Source organism: Chryseosolibacter indicum, assembly GCF_018598585.1.
Lineage (GTDB): Bacteria > Bacteroidota > Bacteroidia > Cytophagales > Cyclobacteriaceae > Chryseosolibacter > Chryseosolibacter indicus.
In genome coordinates this window covers 17,924-42,705 of record NZ_JAHESD010000041.1, presented here as the reverse complement: position 1 = coordinate 42,705, position 24,782 = coordinate 17,924, and the positions used below count along the sequence as shown (strand labels likewise).

Genomic DNA, 24,782 nt, shown 5'->3' with positions numbered 1-24,782 from the left:
GTACCTAATTAACCAATTTTTTCTATAGACTTTAACCAATCAGGTCTTATAATTGAGTTATAGCTTGAAGAATTTGTAACAAAGTACTTATTACCTTTTTCGCCTCTTGATAGTACTTCAAAATAGAGATTAGGTTTATTAGAATTAATTTTTTTTACATACGGAATGGCTATATCAAAATTTATAGCGTATGTACCCGTAGCAAGCGTGTGCTTTGGAATACAAAAAATTAACAGATAAGAACCTGGATCAAGAGTATTATAACCGTTAAAGTCATTGTAGTTTGCTCTAGCTAATTCTTTTTCTCCTAACCCCAATAAATTAAAGCCGATAAGAAGTTCTCGTGTAGGTTGATTAATCTTAACTCTGATATTAATAAAAATGTCTTCATCATTATATACGTCTCCGCTTGTCCCTTCTAATGTTTCAACTGATGTGCTGGTAAGTTGGATGTTCTCATACTCTTCAAGACCCTCCCAGTGCAAGCTCCTGGAGTTATTTGAATTATATAGAGTTAATATTTCAGATATTTCTCCAGCCTTTACTAACACTCCTCGTTCCAGTAAAATACCCCTGTTACATAGATTTTGAATAAGCCCGATATTATGACTTACAAATAAAACTGTCCGGCCTTCACCCTTACTTACATCCTCCATTTTTCCCAGACACTTCTTTTGAAACTGCGCATCTCCAACTGCCAATACTTCGTCAATAACCAATATCTCCGGTTCCAAATGCGCCGCAACAGAAAAAGCAAGTCTAACATACATACCGCTGCTATAACGCTTCACCGGTGTATCCAGAAATTTTTCTACTTCTGCAAATGATACAATTTCATCAAACTTTTTTCTAATTTCTGACCGTTTCATTCCAAGAATAGAACCGTTTAAGAAAATATTTTCTCTTCCGGTAAGCTCAGGATGAAATCCGGTTCCAACTTCGAGCAACGAGGCAACCCTCCCCCTTATCCTGATACTTCCTGCAGTCGGCTCAGTTATCCTGCTAAGTATTTTCAATAAAGTACTCTTACCTGCTCCATTCCGTCCTACTACTCCAACCCTATCCCCCTGGTTTATATTAAATGTTAAGTCCTTTAAAGCCCAAAAGTCTTCCTTAATTGAAGAAGAAGTTTTATATAAGCCCTTCATCTTATTTACCATCACATCGCGAAGAGCTGTATACTTACCGTTTTCAGCCTCATGACTGATTACAAATTTCTTTGAAAGGTTCTTAACCTCAATGATCGATCCTGACATAGATTACTTCTTTCGTAAAATTTAAATATTATCGGCAAATGATTTTTCAGTCTTCCGGAAATATCCAACCCCAAGGAAAAGGAATAAGCTCGTTACAATAATAGAGATGCTTAAAGTTAAAGCAGGGAAGCTTGTTTCTCCAATAATACTCCATCGAAACCCATCTATTATACCAACCATTGGATTAACGGCATACAGTAACTTCCATTTTTCAGGAACAACATTACTACTAAAACCTACAGGAGAGATATACAAGCCGAATTGAACTATAAACGGTATTATGTATTTAAAATCTCTGTACTTCACATTCAATGCTGTAAGAAACAAGCTTATACCAAAAGATGATGCAAAAGCTATAATAATAAATAAGGGAAGAAATATAATTTGTAACGAAGGAGCAAACTGATATCCAACCATCATAACTAACAATAACCCAAAAGAAATAGCAAAGTCTACAAAACTTGTAATAACTGAACTTGCTGGAATTATTAGTCTTGGAAAATAAACCTTAGTTATAAGATTCGTATTCCCGATTAAACTATTACTTGCTTCTGATAAACTCGTTGAAAAAAACTGCCACGGCAACAACCCGGCGAAAACCATAATTGCATAGGGGGCGGTCCCTTCAGTTGGAAGCTTCGCAACCCGGCTAAATATAATAGTAAACACGATCATGGTTAGCAATGGACGTATTACAGACCACGCCGCACCTATTACAGTTTGTTTATACCTTATTTTTATATCCCTCCAACTGAGTATATAAAATAACTCCTTATATCGCCAAAGGTCCCGCCAGTAATTCTTTTCCGAACGACCTGGTTCGATGAGGATATCAAATTCCTTATGTGTCATATCAATATATAAATATTATGAATAATATTCACTCCCACGTTTAGAGTTTCCAACCCCGTAGCTATATCCATAGCTATAACTATAGCCATATCCATAACCATAGCCTGGCCCACTTTTATAGATATCATTCAACACTAAACTGATATTTTTAAGCTTTCCGGACCGATAAAAATCCTCGGCTGTCCTTAACAGATCTTTAGGTGTATAATTCTGTCGAACAAGGAATAATGTATGATCAGCAAGTTGGGATATAACAAATGCGTCAGTTACAATTGCGAGGGGGGGCGTGTCAATTATAACAAAATCATATTGCAATTTTGCATCAGTAACAAATTGTGTCATTTTACTTGTTAATAACAACTCAGCTGGGTTAGGAGGTACAGGACCACCACTGACAAGGTCAAGATTAGGAAATGAAGTCTTCTGTATAACTTCTTCAAAAGAAGCCATTCCTGATAGAAAAGAACTTAAACCTTTGTCGTTTTTAAGGTTAAAATCACCAAACAACTTAGGCCTGCGCATATCGGCACCTACAATCAATGTCTTTTTACCTGAAAGACTAATAACTGATGCTAAATTAATAGAAGTGAAAGTTTTACCCTCGCCACTGATAGAGCTGGTGATCATGATCACCGATTTATTCTGCTTACCAAGAAAATAATTAAGGTTTGATCTTAATGCCCTGAAAGATTCCGCAATGGCAGTCTTGGGATGACTCAACACCTCCAGATTGTTTTCGGTACTCTTATGACCAACTCCTCCAATAAATGGTATGCTGATTACCTTTTCTATGTCTTCTTTTGATTGAACTTTTGTATTTAACAGTTCTATCAATACAAAAGCACCAAGAGGTATAGCTAATCCAAGTACAAATGCCATCATATAATTCCTGCTCGGTTGCGGCGATATTGGTCCTCCTGCAATCATAGGAGGATTAACTATTTCGATATCTGTTGTAGTGGAAGCTTTCGATATCCCAGCTTCAGCCCGTTTCTGTAGTAGGAAAATATAAAGATTCTCGAGCAGAGAATAATTTCTTTGGATCGAAATACGTTGTCGTTCTGCAACAGGAAGATAGCTTAATTGTCTTTCGATATCATTTATCTGTTTATTAAGATAATCTCTCCTGATATTATCTGTTGATTGTTGATTCTTTACAGATTCAACTATATCCTTTCTTATTTCATCAATCTTTCTTTTCAACTCGTTTGCAAGCGGATTTTCAGTACGATTATTAAGCTTCAATTGTAACTGAAAACCAACCATATTTTGTATCAGGGATGACAGTATACCATCATTGATACCAACAGAGCTTGGAAGGATTATTTGGTCAAGGTTTTTACTTTGTTTAAGATAATCAGAGAGGTATTTGAAATAATTATTGCGTACTATTAACTCTGCCCGTTGAGATTCAATTCCTTCAAGTTTAGAATAGAGTCGTTGTGCCTCAACACTCATGTCGGTTAACATGTTCCGATTCTTAAACCGCTCTAACTGTTGTTCAACGTGACGCAGAGAATCAGTTATTCCTTCCAGTTGCTCAGATATAAAATCAATTGTTCGTGACGCAACTCTGTTCTTCTTTTCAAGGTCAAACAATTGATATTGTTCGATCAAACCATTAATAAAATCGATTTCCTTTGATGGGTTTGATCCGCTTATAGCAAGGTTCATTACCCCGGCACCTTCCTCAGCCCAGTTAACTCCTAATCTTGATATATACGATCCGGCAAGTGTCGAAGGTTCAGTGTATGTAAATACTAGCTGATCTTGGTGTTCACTTGGAGCCTCTGTTAAAGGTTCATTAAGCAAAAAAACCATTTTTAATCCTTGATAATCGATAGTATCATTAAACAAAAAAACTTTCCGTCCTACACCAATTCCTTCATTTGAATGAACACCTAGTTCGTATTTGTCTTTACTAATCCACTTAAAATAGAAAGCATCATTTGCATTTTTACTTTTATTCAACACATATGCTTTGAATGGCAATTCATAACTTTCAGTAGTAAGCACATTACCCTCTTTATAGAAAGCAACTCCAAAATTTAATTTAGTGAGAGTTCTTTCTATCATCGGATAAGAACGAATCAAATAAATTTCATTGAGGTAGTTCCTAAAACCACTAACCAGGGGGTTATTATATAACAACCTTCCTTCAGCTGTTTCCTCCTTTTCTTTTATTAAAATTGAAGCTGTAACCGGGTAAATACGAACAGCGTAACGATTTTTAAAGAATGCTATTCCCAGTGCTGTTAATAATGATATTACAATAACATACCAAAACTGAATTGCACGGGCCACTATGCGTTTAAAGTCGATACTAAAACCCTGCTGCGGAGGCTGTTGATCTTGAATGCTGACTGGCGAACTAATGGGATTCAATTTTGTAAAAGATTAAAGGCTAGTAATAAAACAGAAAGAGAGGAAACAAAAAGGGCCAAATTCTGTCCAAAATAATTTCTGAAAGGTCGTTGCTTTAGAGGAGGAACAATAAGTACATCTCCTTGATATACATAGTAGTAAGGAGACCTAATAAAATTTTCATCGAGAAGATTAATGTACTGAACTTCTGTTTGCCCCCCCCTTTGCCTTATTAGTTTTACATTCGCTCGGTCAGCAAGATCATTAAATCCCCCAGATATACCTATTGCTTCCAACATACTTACTCTGTTATTACTTAAAGTAATCGATCCCTCATTCTTTACTTCCCCTAAAATAGTTATTCTGTAGTTTATTAAGCGAACTTTTACAGTAGGTGCTTCTACATACTGATTTGCCAAATGTTCTAGCGTATCTTGCACTTCAAACACTGTTAATCCTGATACTTTAAATTTCCCGACAAAGGGAATGCTGATTTCACCCTTTTCATCTACTAGTTCGCCCATCACCAATCCATTAGTGCCTTGAAGCTGTACATTTAACTGGTTTTGGGAAGTAGAGAAAATATCAAGTTCTTTAGGACTCAAACTTTCAAATCGAACCGATAAAATATCATTAGGCTGAACCTTATATTGAAATGTATCAATAGCATAGGTACGAATAACACTGTCTTTCGGCAAATTCGTTGCATTCACATCATTCTTCTGAAGCAATGTCACCTTCTTATTAGAAACACAAGAGGCAAAAAAGATCAACCCAACAAAGAGCAGGTACAGGCGCATAGGGTTATTATTTTTTTATTGAAACCGCAAATATACATTTTAACCTCAAACTTTAAACCCAACAAAGAACCCAAAACCTCAAACTCAGAACCCAGAACTTTGAACTCAGAACCTTGAACCCAGAACACAGAACTTTTAACAACCTAGAACCTTGAACGAAGCGGAGCTCCGCCTCCTCAGTCCCATCGCGGAAAGAGCAGGCAATAAAAACATATGGAGAAGAACCTTAATCCTTCTGCCACAAATAAAGCGCAGTCTCAGAAGCAAGATTCTTCTTGTTCTTTTCAAACTCCTCTGCGCTGAGCACAAGTAACCTGATCTTCCGATCGATCATCTTCTCCGCCTTTTGCACATAACCCCTCACCTGCTGCATACTCAGTTTACCCACCAGCACAAGGTCTATAATCCCCGTGTCCTTTCCATCCGCATAATCACCTGTGATAAAAGCTGAATCAAGTTCACCAATCCTCGTTATTAAACGATTGATAACGTTGTCAACGATCTTATCAAGACCCAAACACTTGTGAGCTATCTTTTGAAGTTCCGGATAAAGCGGATGATCAACATTCGCACTATAGCGAATGATATTGCCTTCACCTGTTGAGATGAGATAGCCAGCTTTACAGAGATTATTTAATTCAAGACGAACAGAATTGGTAGACTCACCAAACTCATCAGCAAGCCCGCGCAGGTGGGCCTTGGAATGACTATTCAGAAAGAAGCGGAATAGCATCTTAACGCGGGTTCGTGAGGTTATAAGGTTTTCTATCACACCACAAAAGTATGAAAGCGAGTAGTTTATTTACTCACTTTTGTATCCTAAAAATTACACAAAGGTAACAAGTAAAAATTGTGAAAAAATCAGGAAAAACTATCGAAACCCAAACAGCCGTACATGCGTATAAGGCGTGGAAATAGAATGTTAAGGTCTCAAAGCAGGATGTGACAAGTGACCTTGTTTTATTCAGATTTTTTTTAGTAATGCACCTTTTATCTCAACTCTTACAACCTGATTTATCCCTTCCAGTACTACACTTAACTTTTGTTGATTGGCACTTCCTGACAGGATTCCCGTTGTTCCCGCCAGCGGTCCATCCAATACTTGTGCCTTATCACCGGGAGTAAAATCTTCTGTCAACGCTGTCGTTTCAATAAAAAGTCCGGAAGTAATAAAACGTTGAACCACCTCATACTCCTCCTCACGGAGAATGGCAGGTCTGCTGTTATACAAAATCGTCCATGCAACACCCGGAATCTTTAACACAGAGATAAGATCGTGTTCAAAAGTCTTAACGAAGATGTAAGAATTAAAAAGAGGTACTTCTACTTTTTTCTTCCGGTCACTCCATTGCCGCATCACCTTTTGCATCGGAAGAAAGACATCATAACCAGCCTTCATTAAAAGGTCATAAACCTTTTTCTCATGCCGGCTCTTCGTATAGAATACATACCAATGCTTACTTATATTTCGCATAATGTTCCCACAAGCAAAGATGCCCTAAAAAACCAAAAACAAAAACATTACAACCTGTAACCTGAAACTTTAAACACAGCCCAGTACATCTAACCTCGAACCTTAAACATTCCTGAACAATTACTGACCATACACACCCCTTGCCCTGTCAAGCAATTCGGTTATTTTATTTCTAAGCTTAATGGGTTTCAAAACTTCAACATCCGGACCAAAAGCCATCAACTTTGATATGAGTTCAAAATTTATCTTCAGCTTCAGCACAATCTTCAACCCATCTTCATCCTCTTCAAGTGTCTCCTGACTATGATGTAGATATTGTGTCTTAATATAATTTGCCTGTGTGGAAGAAAACCGTAGTACAATATCTTCTGCTTTTCCAGGTGTGTGTGTTATGCCGAGTGTATTATTAAAATATGTTTCCGCATCAAGGAAAGTATTTACTATGAAATCCGATGTCGATGGTTCTATTTTTTCAATTCTGTCAAGTCCTAGTGTTATAACCCATTTTCTTCGCTCACTATAACCCAGTACATACCATCGGTTCATATACTCCTTCATAAGATAAGGATGAAAGATATGAACATCACCGCGCTCCTTTTGAAATCTTTTATAATGTATCACCAAAGCACGTTTTTCGTCTACAGCTTCTAGTATAATATCGAAAAAGTCCATCCCCTTGTAATAGGGCACGTTCTCAAAGCCAATAAAAGAACGTGTGGGACCACTTGCATTCTTAAGTTGCTGAACAATTTTTGATACTTTATGAAGCGTTCCCTCAAATTGTTTTACCACCTGCGCTCCTCGATATCTGTTGACCATATTAACAGCAAACGTTAAAGAGCGTATCTCTTCATCATTAAGAGGAATCACATCAATGGAGTATTCCGGATCAGCATAATAATAACCTCTATTTCTGGGACAGTAAACAATAGGAGCTTTATAACCTATAATCTCGTCATTTCGCATAAGTGCGAGATCACTCTTTACAGTCCTTTCTTTAACAAAAATGTCTTCTTCCTCCAGTTTTTGAATAAATTCTTTAATAGTCCAGTAGCGCTTAACACGACTCCGTAAACAATCATTAATGATTCTGAAACGGGGATACGGTATCTTAGATGATGCCATAAAATATTAGGTTTTTAAGCAAAAGTATCTTGAGCAATTGTCAAATTGTGTCAAAAACAATCGAAGACCTTTTTTTATAGAATTTTGAAAACAGAAAGTTTTACTGCTCCAAAGTCATAGATAAGCCATAGATAAGCCATGGATGAGTCATAGACGAGTCATGGATGAGCCATGGGAAGCCATGACCTAATTCTCAGCCTGACCCCATGATGATCCGCTTCACATAATCAAGAGGACTGAAAATCTTTAATAACAAACCGATGCATCGACCGGCATCCTGATAGCCAGCTATTGAAACGGGCTGATCCAGATCCGTGTGACTGAAGCATTAACGAGCTAAAAATTAGTACAATTGAATATCAAGCACTTATAAAAAAGTTTAAAAAAAATTCATTACTCATTTGAGGTGGGCAGTCTGGTTGCACACCACCAATCTACTTTTGAAACATGAACATTGATTAATAGCAAGCGCGCTGCGAACTGAGCAATGTTGATTTTAAAACATGTAACATTTAAACTTTAAAATTTTATTTTATGAGTAGACAAATTGGTTTAATTAAAGTGAAGGGCAACCTGGATGGCGTATCCTTCTATCAGTCAAATGGCGAAAACTTTGTACGTATGGCCAAGGGTCCGGATAAAAACAGGATCATGAACGATCCCGCATTTAAACGTACACGGGAGAATAACCGTGAATTTTCAGGAAGTGCAATAGCTGCGAAAGCGTGCAGAGAGGCACTCATGCCTGCGCTAAAAGTTGCAGATCACCGTCTTACTTCAAGAACATTGAAGCTAATTCGGTCAGTGCATAGTAAAAGCAAAGGAGTCCGTGGCGAACGTCCAATTGAAATTTCCTTAAACAAAGGCTTACTGGAAAACTTTGAGTTTAATGAAACAATTAAATTCACTTCCATTTTCAAGCACAAGCCGGAAATAGAGGCGGCTCCTGATAGAATAAGCGGGAAGCTTTCCATTCCCGAGTTCTCCTTATCAGAAGGCTTTAAACCACCTAAAGATGCAACACATTTGAGGTTTATGTACGCCATGGGCACCATTTCGGATTTCGCATTCGATAAGGCGACTACCAAATTTAATCCCGTTGCACCTAAACTTAATGGTTTATATGCAGTTTCTTACAGCGAATACTTTGACATCAACACAATAGAAAACGTGTCAGTAACGCTTGAAGCCTCGCTCGCAAACAATCCGGTGCTTACCGATAAAGTCAGTGTTATGCATGGCGTAGGAATTATGTTCTATAAACAAGAAGATGATGATGCTTTATATCCTTTAAAGCAAGGCAATGCCTTTAAAATTGTCTCAGTTGTTTAATAAGTAACTTAAAGGATGTCATCCCTAGTGAGATGGCATCCCTCTTTCTATGTTTGTCCCTGATTTTAAAATTCAACATCAACAACTCAAAATCCGTCCTTCTTTCCTTGTCAATACGACTTGTGCAGCTGAAGCATTTTTGTGTCTTGATTTTTATTTACTTTTTCACCAAGCAAAAAGTAATAGAAGACGAAGACCGCCGAATGAGCTTAATAATACTTATTCAAAACCTTCAACTTAATGACCTTGAATTTCGCACTCTGATTAACGAGTCCGAGAATCACGAACTACCATACAATTTGGCGCAAGCGTCTCGTTCAAGCGTCCGCTTGGACGTATAGTATGTCAGCGTCACGCTGACGTAGAACGAGCGATATCCCGAGAAATCCAAACACCAATCATCCAATAAACACCAAATCAATTAATTCCTTTGCAGTATTAGCATAGTCCCTGGCACTGCTATACAATCAGGCTTCTGGCTGATCTACGAACCCTGCGGCTACCCGGTTCTTGTGTATATACTCCATAATAATGTTGTTAGAACGAGTCCGAGAATCACGAACTACCACTTAAGGAAAAAGCAACATTAAGAAAATGATCTTCGTATAACTTTGGCAACAAAACCGTAAACCGCGAATCTTGGGCGTTCTTATCTACACGACTAAGAGAACAACACTTAATTCTTCAAATTCCACCCTAAATAATACATTCTCATAATGATATTTTTTGTTTCAATAAGGGAATAGCTTTTGGTGCTACCTTTTACTTTTTAACAAATTTAATTAATAACTGTCGCTATACTTTGTTTGGTTTTTTATGGCAATTACAGTTAAGATGGTTGTTCTTTCATAGACAATTGCTTGAAAAAGTAGGCTTTTAGTCTTGTTCGAAAATGCTCAATTATTGCCTTACGTATTACTTACTATTTAAGCTAGTTAATAATTCTGGAATACTTTTGGCCAATTACGTACAAAGCATCGCTTACTTAAAAGTACTTAGTTTTATTACCTGAAGCGGCCATTAAAGAGAGTACTTGGTACTTTTGTTCAAATACCTCACTTGTTATGGCGCGATCTGCTTTTGGTGGAAGAGTACTTCTATTTTTTTTGGTTTTTTATTCGATTTCATTCTCAATTTTTAGTCAAACTAACCTCTATAGTGGAGGTACGGGTAATGTCGGAGCTATTACCTGGTATACCTCTCCTACCAGAACAGGAGCCACGGCGACACCTGGTTCTACTACTATTTTAAATATTGGTAATGGTCACAATGTTACATTTCCCAGTGGCACTACAGCCACTTATGCAGGTTTGGTAATAAATGAAAATTCATTGGGAGGAATATTTACGTACGGTAATGGTACGACTGCCACAGCTCTTACAATCAATGGCGATATCATTATTAAGCCCGGAGGAACCTTACGATCGGGGGGAACTGCTGGGAATCACAACCTAAACCTTACAGGTCACCTTACAAATGATAATATTGTTAACCTAACCAATGGTGCCTCAACACACTATTTGAATTTTACAGGAAGTGTTTTTGAACAGGATCAGGTCATCAGTGGAAACGGTACGTTTTCCTTTGAAAGGGTTGTGATGAATCCAGGCGCCGGCTCTTCGGTTGATGTGTTCGTTAACAGTAGCATAACCGTATCTGAAAGTATTACCTTTTTATCCGACGGAAGAGTTGTTCTCGATGCTAATAGTAATATCACCGTCAGCGCTACTGCAACCTTTACAGGTGGATCAGCAAACCGCTACATTCAAGTTGATGAGTCGTCTTCCGATGAAGGTCAATTAATAAGGCTTACCACTGCAAGTACAACTCCGTGGAGAATATTATATCCCATAGGCACAGAACATGGAGGGTATACCCCCTTGGATTTATCCTCTGCAACCATCACGACAAACCCTTCGAATAATGCAGCGTTAGCAATAAAAATCTTGTATAATCAAAGTGTTCCTGGGCAGCTAAGGAGGCAGTTCCGGTTAAAGGTTACAAACAATTCATCATTAACTACATTTTATGGTGGAACGTTTTCTTATAATGCTGCAACAGATGTATCCATAGGAGATGTCTTATCATCGTACTCGTTGGTTCGTTATACAAACAATTCAAACGCAACAAGCATAGTACCAGGAACCGCACCTGGCGTTGGTTCTTTTATTGCGCCTGGTAATGCTGCTGCTGCTAAACCCTTATCTAACGGAACTACTTATTTCTCTATTGGTTCTTCAGCCGTGTGGTATACTTACCAGAATGGCCTCTGGAGCAACTGGGAGGTATGGACCCAGGATCCGTCGGGCACAACACTTCAGAATCCATTAACACAGATCCCTTTGCCAGGAGATCAGGTAATAATTCTAAATGGTTTCACTGTAACGTCAGACATTAATGGCATTACGCTTTCTACTCTTACTATTCAAGGAGGGGGAACACTGGATGCAAGTACAACGACTGGCCACAATTTGGGAACAGTGGACGGCGCCGGGCTTTTACGTATTAATGGAATTTCTTTGCCTACAGGTGTTTACACAAATTTCGTAGCTCCTCTCGTAGGTGGTACTGTCGAATATTACAATACATCAGGTATACTCCCAACGACACAATTAGCTTATAACAATCTCTTACTTACAAATAGTACAAATGACCCAGTAATCTTTACAACAGCAAACAGTCCTACTATAAATGGTAGTCTTAGTATTTCACAGGTGTCTGGAACAGGAACAGTAACGTGGCTAATAAACAACAATACGGCCACGCAGCGAACAATCAATTTAAATGGCAACCTTACTGTGTCTTCTGCTGGAAGAATCAGAGCTGGAATAGGGAAACCAACAAACGCTCATAACCTGACCATCTATGGAAACATTATCAATAATGGCTCCATCAAATTCTTTGATGATACTGATGTAAATCTCTCTGAGGGGAATTATACATCTGGGGCCGTGTTTAACGCGGCGCTTAGAGGAAATGCTGTCAACGTAACATTTAGTGGCATCAATAATCAATCGATCGAATGCAATGGTCAGACTGACTTCTATCGCTTCATTGTAGACAAAGGTTCGGGACAACAAGCAAAGATTACAGTCAATTCAACAAGTATCGCCAACTTTAGACTCTTTGGCCCTAATAACCAAGACTTGTCAGGTGCCGCTCCTAATTACATTTCTGATAATGCTTTGTCAATAAAAAATGGAACATTAGAATTAACAGGATTTATTAATATCCCGTCCTTGGTTATAAATGGCGGTGGTGGAATAGGTGGTGGATGGCCCATCCCTCAAACAGGAGCACTATGGTTAAATAGCCCCGATGTAACGATTCAGGCAACAAACACAACCGATACAGGAGACAACGGAAGACAGATATATGTTTTCGGCTTGTTGAGGATCACCAATGGTACCTTTAACTTGGGATATTCAAGAGGTCTTTTGGGTGGAGGCGCGGGCCTTTTTGTGATGGAAGGAGGTCTGTTAAACGCATGGCAGCTCCGTACAACATACCTCGGAAATAACAACCGTTTCGCATACATTCAGCGTGGAGGTGTGGTAAATATTGGTACTGCAGGTACTGCAGGCCCTACAGTTGACACCTACCCAAGATTTGCCTTACCATATAATGAATGTACTTTTGAAATGTCTGGTGGTACAATCAACGTTGCAAATCCAACAGCAACTGGAACTTCTGTGAATGACGGGATTTTAATATTTGCAGCCAGTTCCAATATTAGCGTCTCAGGCGGTACAGTCAATGCTATATTGCCAGCATCTAACATTAATTTTAATGTGTGTACTACCGCACCTTTCTATAACTTCAATATAAGTAAAGCAGGAGCTGCAGGAGGTTCTGCACTTAGATTAGATGCAATAACTTTCAATGATAATACAACGTATACAAGAGCCGCTCAGCCATTGGTTATCTTAAATAATCTTACACTTTTAACGGGCAATAACCCTACTCTAAACTGTAATAATAATAACCTCACCGTAGGAGGAAACTTTGATGTTCAAACGGGAACAACACATACATCAGGAACAAATACGCTTACGTTCAACGGAACTGGTCCTCAAAACTGGATTAACAATGGAACTACAAATGCCTTGAACAATGTGGTTGTAAATAAAACGGACATCCTTCAGTTATCAGGTTCAAGCGCCTTTCCTAACATTGCAGGTTTAACCTTAACACAAGGCACGTTAGATGACGGAGGTAAAGCTTTGAACGTTACATCGACTTTAAGTAATAGTGCCATTCATACAGGAACTGGATCAATTACAGCAACGGGGCCGACCACTATTTCAGGTGTCAATGGTACTTTTGGTAATTTAAATATCTCAACAAATAGCACGGTAACAGTATCAGGTAATCAAACAGTAACGGGTGTGCTCAGATTACTTAATACTAATTCATCTTTAGACATAGGATCAAACACGTTTACCGTATTGGGCAATATCTATTCGGATGCAACTACCGGTGTTGCTTTCTCTGCCACGAAGAGAATTTTAACGAATGGCTTTAGAAATGATGGCGGACTTACAAGAAAGGGATCCGCTGGAAACTTACTTTTCCCTGTTGGAACCGCCACTGCACCTTACTCTCCCATTACAATCAATGTAACCGCATCAACGCATGGTAATATTACAGTTCGTCCGGTAGAAATTGCGCATCCAAATGCCAACCCTGTTGGCCAGGAACTTAAATATTACTGGCGCGTAACAAGTACAGGGTATGCTGGCATTACCGCTGTTTCTCATAATAACTATACGTTTGGAAATACGGCGCTGTTGGCGGGTACGCTTACTGCATATAAACCAGCTAGGTATAATCAATCAAATTTTACTTGGTATGTTGGTTCTACCTATAATGCAACCGGAACTACCGCTATTCCTAATTTTAGCTTTGGAGCAACAATTGATGGTGAGTATACTGCTGGTAACATAACACCTGGCCTAATCTCTGTATATTATTCACGCCAATCTGGTAATTGGAACAGCAATACTACCTGGAGCTTTGCACCTTGTACTGCTTCTGGTACTTGTGGTACTGCAGTGCCTGCAGGGTCTTTTCCTTGTCCTACGTGTCCTGTAGTAATTGGCGATGACAATAACAGTCACATTGTGACAATAGAAGCAAATAACAGGAGCAGTGGCAGTTTAATGATCCACATGAATTCAACTTTAGATTGTAGTACGTTTACCGGATTAAATTTTGGAGTAAACAACGGAGAGGCTGTTGCAGGACGTGGAACGCTTCGAATTGCTTCTAATATATTTCCAGCTGGCGACTTCTCTAACTTTATCGGAAGCGCAGGGGGAACCGTCGAATGGTATGGAGCAACCCGTACAATCGTTACAACAGGTGCTGCCCCACAAAGCATAAGCTTAAATACATATTATAATTTGATCATAAATCCCAATGCAGGGCAAACCATCACACTTCCTCCTACTGATTTAACAATTTATAATAACTTGGTTAAAAGCGGCACAGGTACAGTAACAACCAATAATGGAGCCGCACGGAAAATTACGATACAGAAAGATTTTACAATTAAGGCTGGGTCATTTACCACCGCTTCCGGAAATTCAACTAACTTCACCATAGCAGGTAATACAACGATTGACAATGGTGCTACCTTTGCGCCTTCTAACAATACTGCAACTACACATACCATTACCACAGAGGGTAGTATAATCAATAACGGCACATTGACATTAAGAAACGGTACGCATGTCAGCAACCTGATTTTCACCGGAACCGCAGACGCGGCCTTTACAGGAACAAATGTATTGGCAAGTACTACGTTAAATTTGATTACCTTGGACAAAGGAACATCACAAACTCCTAAACTTACTTTCAATGTAGCGGGTGCTGTTGCTTCCTTAGCCACGGGTTGGTTAACCTTGCTGGACGGAAATTTTATATTTGATAAAGCATCTCCTGTTTTTACTCTTCAGACCGCAGCAGCAACTTACTCCATTCCTTCAACCGCAAAGCTAACAGTTAACAGTGGAACACTTCAGATCATAGGTCCTGCAGTAGGAAATGCAGGAGATCTATTGTTAGCAGGTACCCTGGAAGTGCTTGGAGGTGATGTAATCATAGGAGGAAGTGCAAACAACTTTCACAATGACATAGAATATGCCTCTGCAGGTACTCCTACCATACTTGTAACTGGTGGATCCCTTTACGTAAATGGAACGATTCGTAGACCTTTAACAACGCTCTCCGGGTCATTGGTATATAATCAATCAGGAGGACAAGTAACAGTCGGCGGGCGAAACGCTTCAGCACAAAATTCACGCGGCGTATTTGAAATAGAAAACAATGCAGGAAGTAGCTTCTCACTTACAGGAAGCGGTGTTTTAACAATTAATCGTTCTGCAGCAACGCCAACCGTCCCATCGGCATATGCAGACATTTATATTAATCCGGAAACCAGTTCTGTTTCTCCAACTGGTACAATTGCTATTGGCTTGGCCACAGGTTTAGTAACTTCACCTTTAAGTATCAATATCGTTCCGCCCATTGGTAACTTTACCATAGTAGGAAACACTGCCGATCAGCGGGTAGATATGCGATCAAGTAACCTTTATACCACAGGTACTTTGTCAATTAATGCAAAGACTACATTACTTACTAATTCCTTAGATGTGACCATTGGTGGAGACTTAACAATCGACGGCACTTACAATGGATCCGGGAATACAACAACTTTCAATGGATCTTCGTTACAATTGGCAAAGCTTTCAGCAACTAGTACTTTTCAAAATATCACTATCAACAAGCCTTCAAATATAGTGACCTTATCAGGCGTGTCTCCTGTAATCAATAATCTAAATATTCTTAGTGGGACTCTAGATGTTGCCAACTTAGGTTTAACAGTACAGGGAAACATAACGAATAATAGTTATCAAATTGGGGTTGGCGCAATAGTAATGTCAGGAAGTACTACTGTTCAAGACATTACTAGTAATAACGGCTCGTTTACAAATCTCACTATCGCTGGAAACGCATCTTTAAAAGATGTACGGTTATCAGGAAACTTAACCATTGAAGGAGAATTAACTTTTTCAACAGACAATCGGTATCTGACAATTGGCTCAAATTTGCTATCATTTGGTGTTAATGGTTCGGTTTCAAGTGCAAGTGCACTAAGACTCATCAGAACAAATGGAGCAGCAAGCGATTTGGGTGTTCAAAAATATTGGAGCCTAGGTCCTGGTACATTTACTTATCACTTGGGCGTTGGTAGTGGTACCTCTATCTTTTATACTCCCGTAAGCTTAACATTAAATGTTTCGTCTGCTGGGACCTTAACTGTCATTCCGGTTAATCAAAGACATCCTACATCAAATTTAGGTAGCAATGAGCAAATTCTGAATTATTACTGGATCGTATCCAGAGGAAGCAATCTAACATATTCAAATACAGGAAACCATTCATATAGATGTCCGAGCGGCTTAATAACAGGTCTTGGAGGCACGTTGATAGCAGGTTATCTTGATCTAAGCGATCCAAGCGGATGGATAACTTCTTCTCATGGTGGCATTGCAACTACATCCTCAACAACCGCAGCTATGGTTTACACTAACCTGCTTGATACCAATTTGCCAATACCTGATAACGTATACCACTATACCATTGGAACTGTAAATACCCTTCCGAATCCTATATTGCCTATTTTTAGCCGTCTCGATAATAGCAGTGTTGCAGATACCAACGTTGGAGGAAACTGGAACAATGCTTCAAGCTGGACTACCGCTTCTAATGGCCACGGCGCTTCGCTATCTGGAGTCCCTCCGTTAGGAATTCCTGTAGTAATATTGCCGAATTCAAGAATTAATATGAATGTTAATGCTAGATCAGCAATTACTTCCAAAATTGATGGACTTCTCGTGTTAGGGACAACATCGCAGCATAATTTAGGTAAAATTACAGGAACGGGAACTTTAAGAGCAAGTACAAATACTTTTCCAGCCGGAGACTATACTGATTTTGTTGCAGCTTCCGGTGGCACAATTGAATACGTAGCTCCTGTAACCATGAATAACCGTAGTACTTATAATAACGTAAGTTTCATTGGAACTGGTGCTGTTGCCATGACCAATACCGATCTTACTTTAAATGGTTCACTTAATATTGCTTCCGGCGTTACAGTTTCTAATACAAACAACAGGAACATCACAATTTCTCGTAACTGGACAAATAACGGAACGTACATAGCAGGTACGGGTACAGTTACATTCGCTGGTACTGTTGATCAATCAATGTCAGGTGCTACAGGCTTATATAATTTATCTGTGAACAAGCCCTCAGGAAATGTCGTGCTTGATGGAGTAGGTTCAACTTCTGTAGCCAATAACCTTACGTTAACGAAAGGTCACGTCATATCTTCTGCAAATAATAAGATTACCCTGGGGAGTTCTTCAACAATTACGGGAGGCTCCGCAACAAGTTTTATTTCAGGGCCTGTAACCAAAGGTATGAACGCCCTTACTTCACAAACATATCCGCTGGGTAGTGTTACAGCCAATTATTATCGCCCGGCGTCAATCAGCAACACCTCTGCACCAGACACATGGACATTGGAGTACTTTCCTGTCACTCCAAAATCTGGGGGGTATGACAACCTGAGCATGAATACAAGTAACATTCTTACGGTGAGTGACTATGAATACTGGATCATTGAAAGAATAGGTACCACTACTGGAGGAGTTACATTAACATACAACACGGGTAGTTATAAAGCTCCAAGCGTTGGAGTGGTCTCTGATCTTCGCGTTGCTAGATGGGATGGTACCAGGTGGGATCTTCCTCCAGGAGGAGGAGTGTCATCCCAATCAGGCACCAACATCACAGGGACAGTATCAATTACGAATGTAACTAACTTCAGTCCTTTTACGCTGGCGTCAACAACAATGCCATCTCCCCTACCTGTTACATGGTTATCATTTACAGGGAAAAGGAACGATTATTCCATCGAGTTGAAGTGGCAAACATCACAGGAAACCAATAGCGAAAAGTTTGAAATAGAACGTTCTTCTGATGGTACCGCATTCATGAAAGTAGGTGAAAAATCTGCGGCAGGCTTTAGCCGCACTGCGTCATCATACTCCTTTGATGATTCGCATACATTCCCTAATCAACGCTACTATTACAGGTTAAAACAATTAGATTTTGACGGCAAGAGTACGTACAGTGAAGTTATAGTCATCAACAGCTTAAATATTCAAACAAAAAATAGCTGGCGTGTTTATCCCAATCCTGTAAGCATTAATACTGTATTTACCTTAATGCCTACCGAAGATAAATTTCTCGATAAAATTGAGGTGTCAATTATTTCAGTGAATCAAACTACAATCCATACTGCGGTTGGGACTATTGAGAAAGTCAATAAAGAGATGGAAGCAGTAAGAGAAAAGCTCCCCGCGGGTATATATATATTGATTATAGCAGAAGGCAATAGAAAAGATATCGTTAAAATATGTATTCAATAGGTAAAAGAAACATGAGTGAAAGAGTTTTAAAGAGAGTAATACAGAAGGAATAGGTCGAGTTGGTATCTACGAAAAGAAACACACAGCAGATCAACAATCGCCATTTGAGCGCTCTCAGGCGCAGCTATAGTTCAAAGTATAGTTGCGCCTTAATTTTTTATCTAATAGAAAAAGTAATATTAAGTTGTATTGACCTTCATCAGATAGCAAGTCTTGAACAATACTTATTTGACCTTCTCGTAAATTCTAATACTAAGAAAAGTTGTTAAAATAAGATAACGTAGAAGTAATCTCCTCTTCAATATTATTCCTGAGTTGAAAACCAGTTTGTAACAATTTATCAATACTAATAGTCAGCGAATCCTTAGTGGTGGTTGCAGGCAATTCTTTGCGCTCAAGCAGAACCTCCTTTTGAAGAACCTTTTCAGCTACAGCTTTTACCTTTAATGCCATATCGCAAACACTGATTGAATATCCGGCACCAAGATTATATATAATACTCTTAGTGGGTTCATGCGTGATGTTTATGAGATGGTCCACGCCAGTACATACATCGTGAAGGCATACAAAATCGCGAAGCTGTAAACCATCACTCAACAAAATCATCTTCCCATTATTCGCAGCAGAACGACAAAGATCATTAACAAGTAATGTCCAGCGATCTGCCGTAGGAAAAGCAGGCCCACCAAAAGAATTTGTAAGGCGAATGATGATGTTCTCCATTTCCTTCTCCCTTGCATAAGCAACGACATAATCCTCAGCACAACGGTGTGTTATAGCGTACGGATGTACCGGAACCGCCAAAGATTCTTCATTGTAAAAACCTTGCAACGGTTTACCGTAAACATGGGCTGTTGAGAAATAAATAAATCTTTTTACCCCTTGGAGATAAGCTGCATCAAGCCATTGTAATGTGTGGCTTATGTTCACTTCAATAGCGTGATAAGGCTGCTTAACACAATCTATTTCATTGAGTGCCGCCAGGTGAATAAAAATATCGGCACCTGCGAGACCAGAGGATGAATGAAGAACCTCATCCGGATGTAAAACTGTAATTTGCGGAGGAAAATTAACGCCTTCTAACGTACTTGCTTTGCGTGATAGCGCTAAAACTTCATGGCCTTTTCCAGCGAAGTACTGCGCTAACCTTCCCCCTACATACCCAAGGCCACCTGATATAACTATCTTCATTGCCATTGATATTTAATATGATCATTAATCAATGGCAGATTAATAGATTCTTCAGGGTCATGGGGAATACTGGCAATGTTAAGCAGAATATTTTCGTCTGCGCCTTTACCATAAAAAGCCATCCATATTCCAGGCGGAACGGTTAGTCTGCAGTAATTTTTCCTTGACAAACTAATTTCAAAGAATTTCGCATACGTACCGCTTCCTTCTCTGTCATCAAATAAAATGAACCCAATTTCTCCTACTGGTACCACAAGGTTAAGAGTCATCCTTGTGTGCTTCTTCCATCCTTTTCGCTTATCCTTGTGCACGATCGAGAAATAAGCTTCCCCAAAGGAAACAAAAGCATCCTCAGAAGCTTTTAAGCCATGCAATACGTCCCCGTTTTCATTCGGTATTATCTTAATTGGTGATATCAAAACACCATCCATTCGTGATGTTATTGTATCCATGCCAGGTTCCTTTTTTCAGCTAATGAAATATATGTAGCAATTTGTCTTTGCGTGTACCCTGTCATGTCCTGGTTACCATGGTAATATTCCCAGTACCAGGATGAAGTGAAGGACATCATCTGATCAAAGTCCAATACGGGCCGCCACTGAAGATGAAAATTAGCCTTTTCACATGAAAGTTTCAGTAATCCCGCTTCATGAAAAGTACCCGTCTCAACCTTCACCCATTCCTTACTTGTAGATAGTTTCCAGTTCAACGCAATCGCATCCAGTACTTCTTTTACTGAAAAAACCTGGTCGGAAGGCGGTCCAAAATTAAATGCTTCTCCGTTAAGCTTTTCAGACTCTGCTAGGTGTTGTCCTACTGAAAGATAGCCACTAATGGGTTCCAGTACATGCTGCCATGGTCTTGTAGATGCCGGATGCCGGATCACCACGGGCTCTTCTTTGGTCCATGCACGTATACAATCAGGAACAAGTCTTTTCTCTGCCCAGTCCCCTCCTCCTATTACATTCCCTGCGCGCACGGATACCATTCTCAAGTTCGATTTATGCTTGATAAAAGAATGGAAGTATGAATAGATCAAGACCTCTGCGGCGGCCTTGGAAGCACTGTAAATATCTTTTCCTCCTAGTCTGTCAACCTCGCGGTATCCATAAAGCCATTCAACATTCTCATAACATTTGTCACTGGTAATCATCACCAGAACACAATTCTTTGATAAGTTTCTGGCAGCATCCAACACATGCACCGTGCCCATTGTATTAGTAGCAATTGTTCCAACAGGGTCAGAATAGGATGTGCCTACGATAGGTTGTGCCGCCAGGTGAAAGATAAAATCGGGCTGTATTTGAAGTATACAATCTGAAAGGGGCTTTGCATCCCTGACATCAATAAAGTGATGCTCTATCAAATCGCCTAATGCCAGAACATTGAACATTGCAGGTTCGGTAGGTACAGCATTTGAAATACCAAACACTTGCGCCCCTAATTCCTTAAGCCACAAACTTATCCACGAGCCTTTGAAACCTGTATTACCTGTAACCAGTACACGCTTCCCCTTGTATATATTATTAAACATAAAGATCAAATGTGATTACCATACCTTCCATTTGGCATCTCCCTTATCCCACAACAGGTTCAACTCATTTTTATCCCGCAGGGTGTCCATAGGCCGCCAAAATCCTGAGTGCTTATAAGCCATCATCTGTCCCTCTTTTGCTAAACGTTCTAAAGGTTCATGCTCAAAGATGGTAGAGTCTCCGGCTATGTAATCAAAAATCTCTGGCTGACAAACAAAAAAGCCTCCGTTAATCCATGAACCATCCCCTTTCGGCTTTTCCATAAAGGACTTAACCTCACTGTCATCTGATATATTTAATGCGCCAAATCTGCCCGAGGGTTGCACAGCAGTAACAGTAATAAGTTTCTTATGTTGTCGATGAAAACTGACAAGAGCTGGAATGTCAACAGCGCCTACCCCATCTCCGTATGTTAACATAAACGGCTTCCCTTCTGTATACTTTTGTATTCTTTTTACACGGCCTCCTGTCATTGTCTCCAGACCAGTCTCAATAAGTGTAACTTTCCATGGCTCAGCCTGTGAATTATGAATCTCTTTAGTATTGGTAGCGAGGTCAATAGTTATATCAGAAAGGTGTCGATAGTAGTTCGCAAAGTATTCCTTGATAATGTATCCCTTATAGCCAAGACAAACGATGAACTCATTGTATCCATAACTAGAATAAATTTTCATGATATGCCATAAAATGGGCTTACCCCCGATTTCAATCATTGGCTTAGGTTTGATCTCCGTCTCTTCACTTAAACGTGTGCCAAACCCACCCGCAAGAATCACTACTTTCATATTAAATTTATTAATTCCGCTATTCTGATTGCCCCTTCTATATCATAGAAGACAGCAATCCTGATCGTGCCGCTCACGAACATATTTCAGGGGTTTAAAAAGCAAAAAAAAATCAATACAAAACTACGTCAAAAAATCTCCCCCTGTTATTCAAGTAGTTAAAAATATAAGAATCTGGATCCAACTTAAAAGCAGAGGGGATCGGTGACGGTCCTCTCTTTTTTTAGGAGGCTGTTATCCATTACTATGTGCCTTTCCTAAAACTAATTTAAAGTAGAAATGCCATCTCACGATGGCATTTCTACTTCACTTATTCTAAAACATGCAACTTTAAACATTAAACAAATCCAGAACTTAGAATTTAAATTATTCATGATAGTTCAACACCCTGAATCCACCCTGCTTTAAGTGTGTCTCTCTTCTCATTAACTCAACATCTGAATCCACCATCTCACGTAGAAGGGCATTAACATCATACTTCGGTTTCCATCCTAATATTTTGTTCGACTTGGTAGGATCTCCAAGGAGAAGATCAACTTCAGTAGGTCGGAAATAACGTGGGTCAATTGCAACTATCTCATCTCCGGGCTTTAACGTACATTCCTCAATCACTGGTTTTACAGAGTCAACAATCCCAACTTCGTCCACACCTTTTCCCTTAAACGTTAAAGTAATGCCTACATGTTCAAAAGCACGGACCATAAAATCTCTAACAGCAGTTGTTTCTCCTGTAGCAATCACATAATCATCTGCCTTGGGTTGTTGAAGTATTAGGTACATAGCCTCAATGTAATCACGGGCATGCCCCCAATCGCGTTTTGCATCAAGATTACCCATAAAAAGCTTCTGTTGTAATCCTAAAACAAGGCGAGCTACTGCGCGCGTTATCTTACGCGAAACAAATGTTTCACCACGCAATGGCGACTCGTGATTAAAAAGAATTCCATTGCATGCATACATATCATATGCTTCCCGATAGTTTACGGTGATCCAGTATCCATAAAGCTTTGCTACTGCATATGGCGATCTTGGATAGAAAGGAGTAGTTTCCTTTTGCGGGATCTCCTGAACTTTACCATACAATTCAGACGTAGACGCCTGGTATATTCTTGTCTTATTGCTTAACCCTAACAGTCTTACTGCTTCCAAAATACGAAGTGTACCAATAGCATCTGTATTTGCAACGTATTCGGGCATATCGAAACTTACACGCACATGGCTCATTGCCCCGAGGTTATAAATTTCATCCGGTTGAATTTCCTGAATCAGACGAATCAGGTTAGTCGAGTCAGTTAAATCACCATAGTGCAATTTCATTCTTGCACCTTTCTCATGTGGATCTTGGTAGATATGATCGATACGGTCGGTATTAAAAAGAGAGGAACGTCTCTTCAGGCCATGTACTTCATAACCTTTCGCCAGAAGAAACTCAGCCAGGTATGCTCCGTCCTGACCCGTTATACCGGTAATAAACGCCTTTTTCATGTCTAATTTTTCTAGTGGTACTGCTTATATAATATTAATTAACGTATTGCTGTATATACATTTTCTTTATTCAAAAAATCCGCATATGTTTTTTTGAGCCCTTCATGAAGACTTGTTTTATGGTTGAATCCTAATGAATGTAATCTGGAAGAGTCCATTAACTTACGAGGCGTCCCATCAGGTTTGGTACTGTCAAAAGTTATTTTTCCTTCAAATCCCGTTGTGTCTTTAATAAGCCTGGCAAGTTCAAGTATTGAAACTTCTTCGCCTGTACCAACATTGATTAACTGAGGATCTTCATATTGTTGCATAAGGAAAAAGCAGGCTTCAGCGAGATCATCTGAAAACATGAATTCACGAAGGGGCGTCCCCGATCCCCAAATTTGAACTTCTGATTTACCTTGTTCTTTAGCTTCATGGAACCGCCTTAACAAAGCAGGGAGAACATGAGAGTTTTCCGGGTGATAATTATCGCCATAACCATACATGTTGGTGGGCATAGCCGATATAAACCGACATCCATATTGTTTGTAATAAGCCTGGCATAGTTTAATACCTGCAATCTTTGCTATTGCGTAAGCTTCATTTGTAGGCTCAAGATAACCGGACAATAAACTGTCCTCTCGAATGGGTTGGGCTGCAAGCTTGGGATAAATGCAAGACGACCCCAAAAAAAGAAGTTTCTTAACTTTATGAACATAAGCCGCGTGTATAATATTGGCTTCAATCATAAGATTTTCATAAAGAAAATCCGCTGGGTACGTATTATTTGCATGTATACCCCCTACTTTAGCCGCCGCCAGAAATACATATTCGGGTTTTTCGGTTTCAAAAAAATAGCTAACAGCTTGGCTATTCCGTAAATCCAACTCACTACTGGTCGCGTATACACAATTATTAAAACCTTCTTTTTGAAGATGTCTCAGAATTGCAGAACCAACCATACCACGATGGCCGGCTACATAGATTTTTGATGATTTGTCCATTCAAATTAGTCCAATCAAGGTTGGATAAAGTGCAAATATAAACTATTTCTATACTAGAATAAGGTAATCCCCTGGGTTAACCTTACCTGCGGTC

15 protein-coding genes are annotated in these 24,782 nt (G+C 39.4%); 2 read left to right on the top strand and 13 right to left on the bottom strand.

Annotated elements, in window-relative coordinates; translation table 11 throughout:
- Window positions 1–8 precede the first annotated feature (8 nt).
- The 7 genes from KK060_RS16390 to KK060_RS16360 all read right to left on the bottom strand — a co-directional run bounded on the left by KK060_RS16390 (window position 9) and on the right by KK060_RS16360 (window position 7,871).
- The gene (locus KK060_RS16390) at window positions 9–1,256 is read right to left on the bottom strand and encodes an ABC transporter ATP-binding protein (RefSeq protein ID WP_254154851.1); all 1,248 of its coding nucleotides are present in this window, start codon (window positions 1,254–1,256) and stop codon (window positions 9–11) included.
- Window positions 1,257–1,277: 21 nt separating this feature from the next.
- The gene (locus tag KK060_RS16385) at window positions 1,278–2,108 is read right to left on the bottom strand and encodes an ABC transporter permease (protein WP_254154850.1); all 831 of its coding nucleotides are present in this window, start codon (window positions 2,106–2,108) and stop codon (window positions 1,278–1,280) included.
- Between the two features lie 15 nt (window positions 2,109–2,123).
- Window positions 2,124–4,493, bottom strand: coding sequence for a GumC family protein (locus KK060_RS16380; protein ID WP_254154849.1), 2,370 nt, complete (start codon window positions 4,491–4,493; stop codon window positions 2,124–2,126).
- On the bottom strand, window positions 4,490–5,272 hold the full coding sequence (locus KK060_RS16375; protein ID WP_254154848.1) for a polysaccharide biosynthesis/export family protein: 783 nt from the start codon (window positions 5,270–5,272) through the stop codon (window positions 4,490–4,492). Before KK060_RS16375 ends, KK060_RS16380 begins: the two co-directional genes overlap by 4 nt.
- Before the next feature lie 226 nt (window positions 5,273–5,498).
- A complete protein-coding gene (locus KK060_RS16370) occupies window positions 5,499–6,005 on the bottom strand; it encodes an ArsR family transcriptional regulator (RefSeq protein ID WP_254154847.1) in 507 nt (168 codons plus the stop codon).
- Between the two features lie 231 nt (window positions 6,006–6,236).
- A complete protein-coding gene (locus tag KK060_RS16365) occupies window positions 6,237–6,746 on the bottom strand; it encodes a UpxY family transcription antiterminator (protein WP_254154846.1) in 510 nt (169 codons plus the stop codon).
- Between the two features lie 120 nt (window positions 6,747–6,866).
- Window positions 6,867–7,871, bottom strand: coding sequence for a helix-turn-helix transcriptional regulator (locus tag KK060_RS16360; RefSeq protein ID WP_254154845.1), 1,005 nt, complete (start codon window positions 7,869–7,871; stop codon window positions 6,867–6,869).
- A gap of 534 nt (window positions 7,872–8,405) precedes the next feature.
- On the opposite strand from KK060_RS16360, the gene KK060_RS16355 reads away from it, so the two are divergent.
- Together KK060_RS16355 and KK060_RS16350 are read left to right on the top strand one after the other, a co-directional pair.
- The gene (locus tag KK060_RS16355; protein ID WP_254154844.1) at window positions 8,406–9,203 is read left to right on the top strand and encodes a hypothetical protein; all 798 of its coding nucleotides are present in this window, start codon (window positions 8,406–8,408) and stop codon (window positions 9,201–9,203) included.
- 1,064 nt (window positions 9,204–10,267) lie between these two features.
- A complete protein-coding gene (locus KK060_RS16350) occupies window positions 10,268–18,706 on the top strand; it encodes a T9SS type A sorting domain-containing protein (protein ID WP_254154843.1) in 8,439 nt (2,812 codons plus the stop codon).
- 252 nt (window positions 18,707–18,958) lie between these two features.
- Here KK060_RS16350 and KK060_RS16345 read toward each other — a convergent pair whose 3' ends face one another.
- From KK060_RS16345 to fcl, 6 genes are all read right to left on the bottom strand, one after another.
- The gene (locus KK060_RS16345) at window positions 18,959–19,897 is read right to left on the bottom strand and encodes an NAD-dependent epimerase/dehydratase family protein (protein ID WP_254154842.1); all 939 of its coding nucleotides are present in this window, start codon (window positions 19,895–19,897) and stop codon (window positions 18,959–18,961) included.
- A complete protein-coding gene (locus KK060_RS16340; protein WP_254154841.1) occupies window positions 19,894–20,349 on the bottom strand; it encodes a cupin domain-containing protein in 456 nt (151 codons plus the stop codon). The genes KK060_RS16345 and KK060_RS16340 overlap by 4 nt, the downstream gene beginning before the upstream one ends.
- Entirely contained in the window at window positions 20,337–21,431 is a 1,095-nt protein-coding gene (gene rfbG / locus KK060_RS16335; RefSeq protein ID WP_254154840.1) for a CDP-glucose 4,6-dehydratase, read from the bottom strand. Before rfbG ends, KK060_RS16340 begins: the two co-directional genes overlap by 13 nt.
- A 15-nt stretch (window positions 21,432–21,446) precedes the next feature.
- Window positions 21,447–22,217 carry a glucose-1-phosphate cytidylyltransferase gene (gene rfbF / locus KK060_RS16330; RefSeq protein ID WP_254154839.1) on the bottom strand — a complete coding sequence of 257 codons (771 nt, stop codon included), beginning with the start codon at window positions 22,215–22,217 and terminating at the stop codon, window positions 21,447–21,449.
- A 366-nt stretch (window positions 22,218–22,583) separates the two neighbouring features.
- Window positions 22,584–23,702: a GDP-mannose 4,6-dehydratase gene (gene gmd, locus KK060_RS16325; RefSeq protein ID WP_254154838.1), complete on the bottom strand. Its 1,119-nt coding sequence runs from the start codon at window positions 23,700–23,702 to the stop codon at window positions 22,584–22,586.
- A gap of 38 nt (window positions 23,703–23,740) precedes the next feature.
- Entirely contained in the window at window positions 23,741–24,688 is a 948-nt protein-coding gene (gene fcl, locus KK060_RS16320; protein ID WP_254154837.1) for a GDP-L-fucose synthase, read from the bottom strand.
- Between the last annotated feature and the right edge of the window lie 94 nt (window positions 24,689–24,782).

Coding starts and splice junctions, on each gene's coding strand:
- KK060_RS16390 (WP_254154851.1), bottom strand. CDS start 1,256: ATGTCAGGATCGATCATTGAGGTTAAGAACCTTTCAAAGAAATTTGTA.
- KK060_RS16385 (WP_254154850.1), bottom strand. CDS start 2,108: ATGACACATAAGGAATTTGATATCCTCATCGAACCAGGTCGTTCGGAA.
- KK060_RS16375 (WP_254154848.1), bottom strand. CDS start 5,272: ATGCGCCTGTACCTGCTCTTTGTTGGGTTGATCTTTTTTGCCTCTTGT.
- KK060_RS16370 (WP_254154847.1), bottom strand. CDS start 6,005: ATGCTATTCCGCTTCTTTCTGAATAGTCATTCCAAGGCCCACCTGCGC.
- KK060_RS16365 (WP_254154846.1), bottom strand. CDS start 6,746: ATGCGAAATATAAGTAAGCATTGGTATGTATTCTATACGAAGAGCCGG.
- KK060_RS16360 (WP_254154845.1), bottom strand. CDS start 7,871: ATGGCATCATCTAAGATACCGTATCCCCGTTTCAGAATCATTAATGAT.
- KK060_RS16355 (WP_254154844.1), top strand. CDS start 8,406: ATGAGTAGACAAATTGGTTTAATTAAAGTGAAGGGCAACCTGGATGGC.
- KK060_RS16350 (WP_254154843.1), top strand. CDS start 10,268: ATGGCGCGATCTGCTTTTGGTGGAAGAGTACTTCTATTTTTTTTGGTT.
- KK060_RS16345 (WP_254154842.1), bottom strand. CDS start 19,897: ATGAAGATAGTTATATCAGGTGGCCTTGGGTATGTAGGGGGAAGGTTA.
- KK060_RS16340 (WP_254154841.1), bottom strand. CDS start 20,349: ATGGATACAATAACATCACGAATGGATGGTGTTTTGATATCACCAATT.
- rfbG (WP_254154840.1), bottom strand. CDS start 21,431: ATGTTTAATAATATATACAAGGGGAAGCGTGTACTGGTTACAGGTAAT.
- rfbF (WP_254154839.1), bottom strand. CDS start 22,217: ATGAAAGTAGTGATTCTTGCGGGTGGGTTTGGCACACGTTTAAGTGAA.
- gmd (WP_254154838.1), bottom strand. CDS start 23,702: ATGAAAAAGGCGTTTATTACCGGTATAACGGGTCAGGACGGAGCATAC.
- fcl (WP_254154837.1), bottom strand. CDS start 24,688: ATGGACAAATCATCAAAAATCTATGTAGCCGGCCATCGTGGTATGGTT.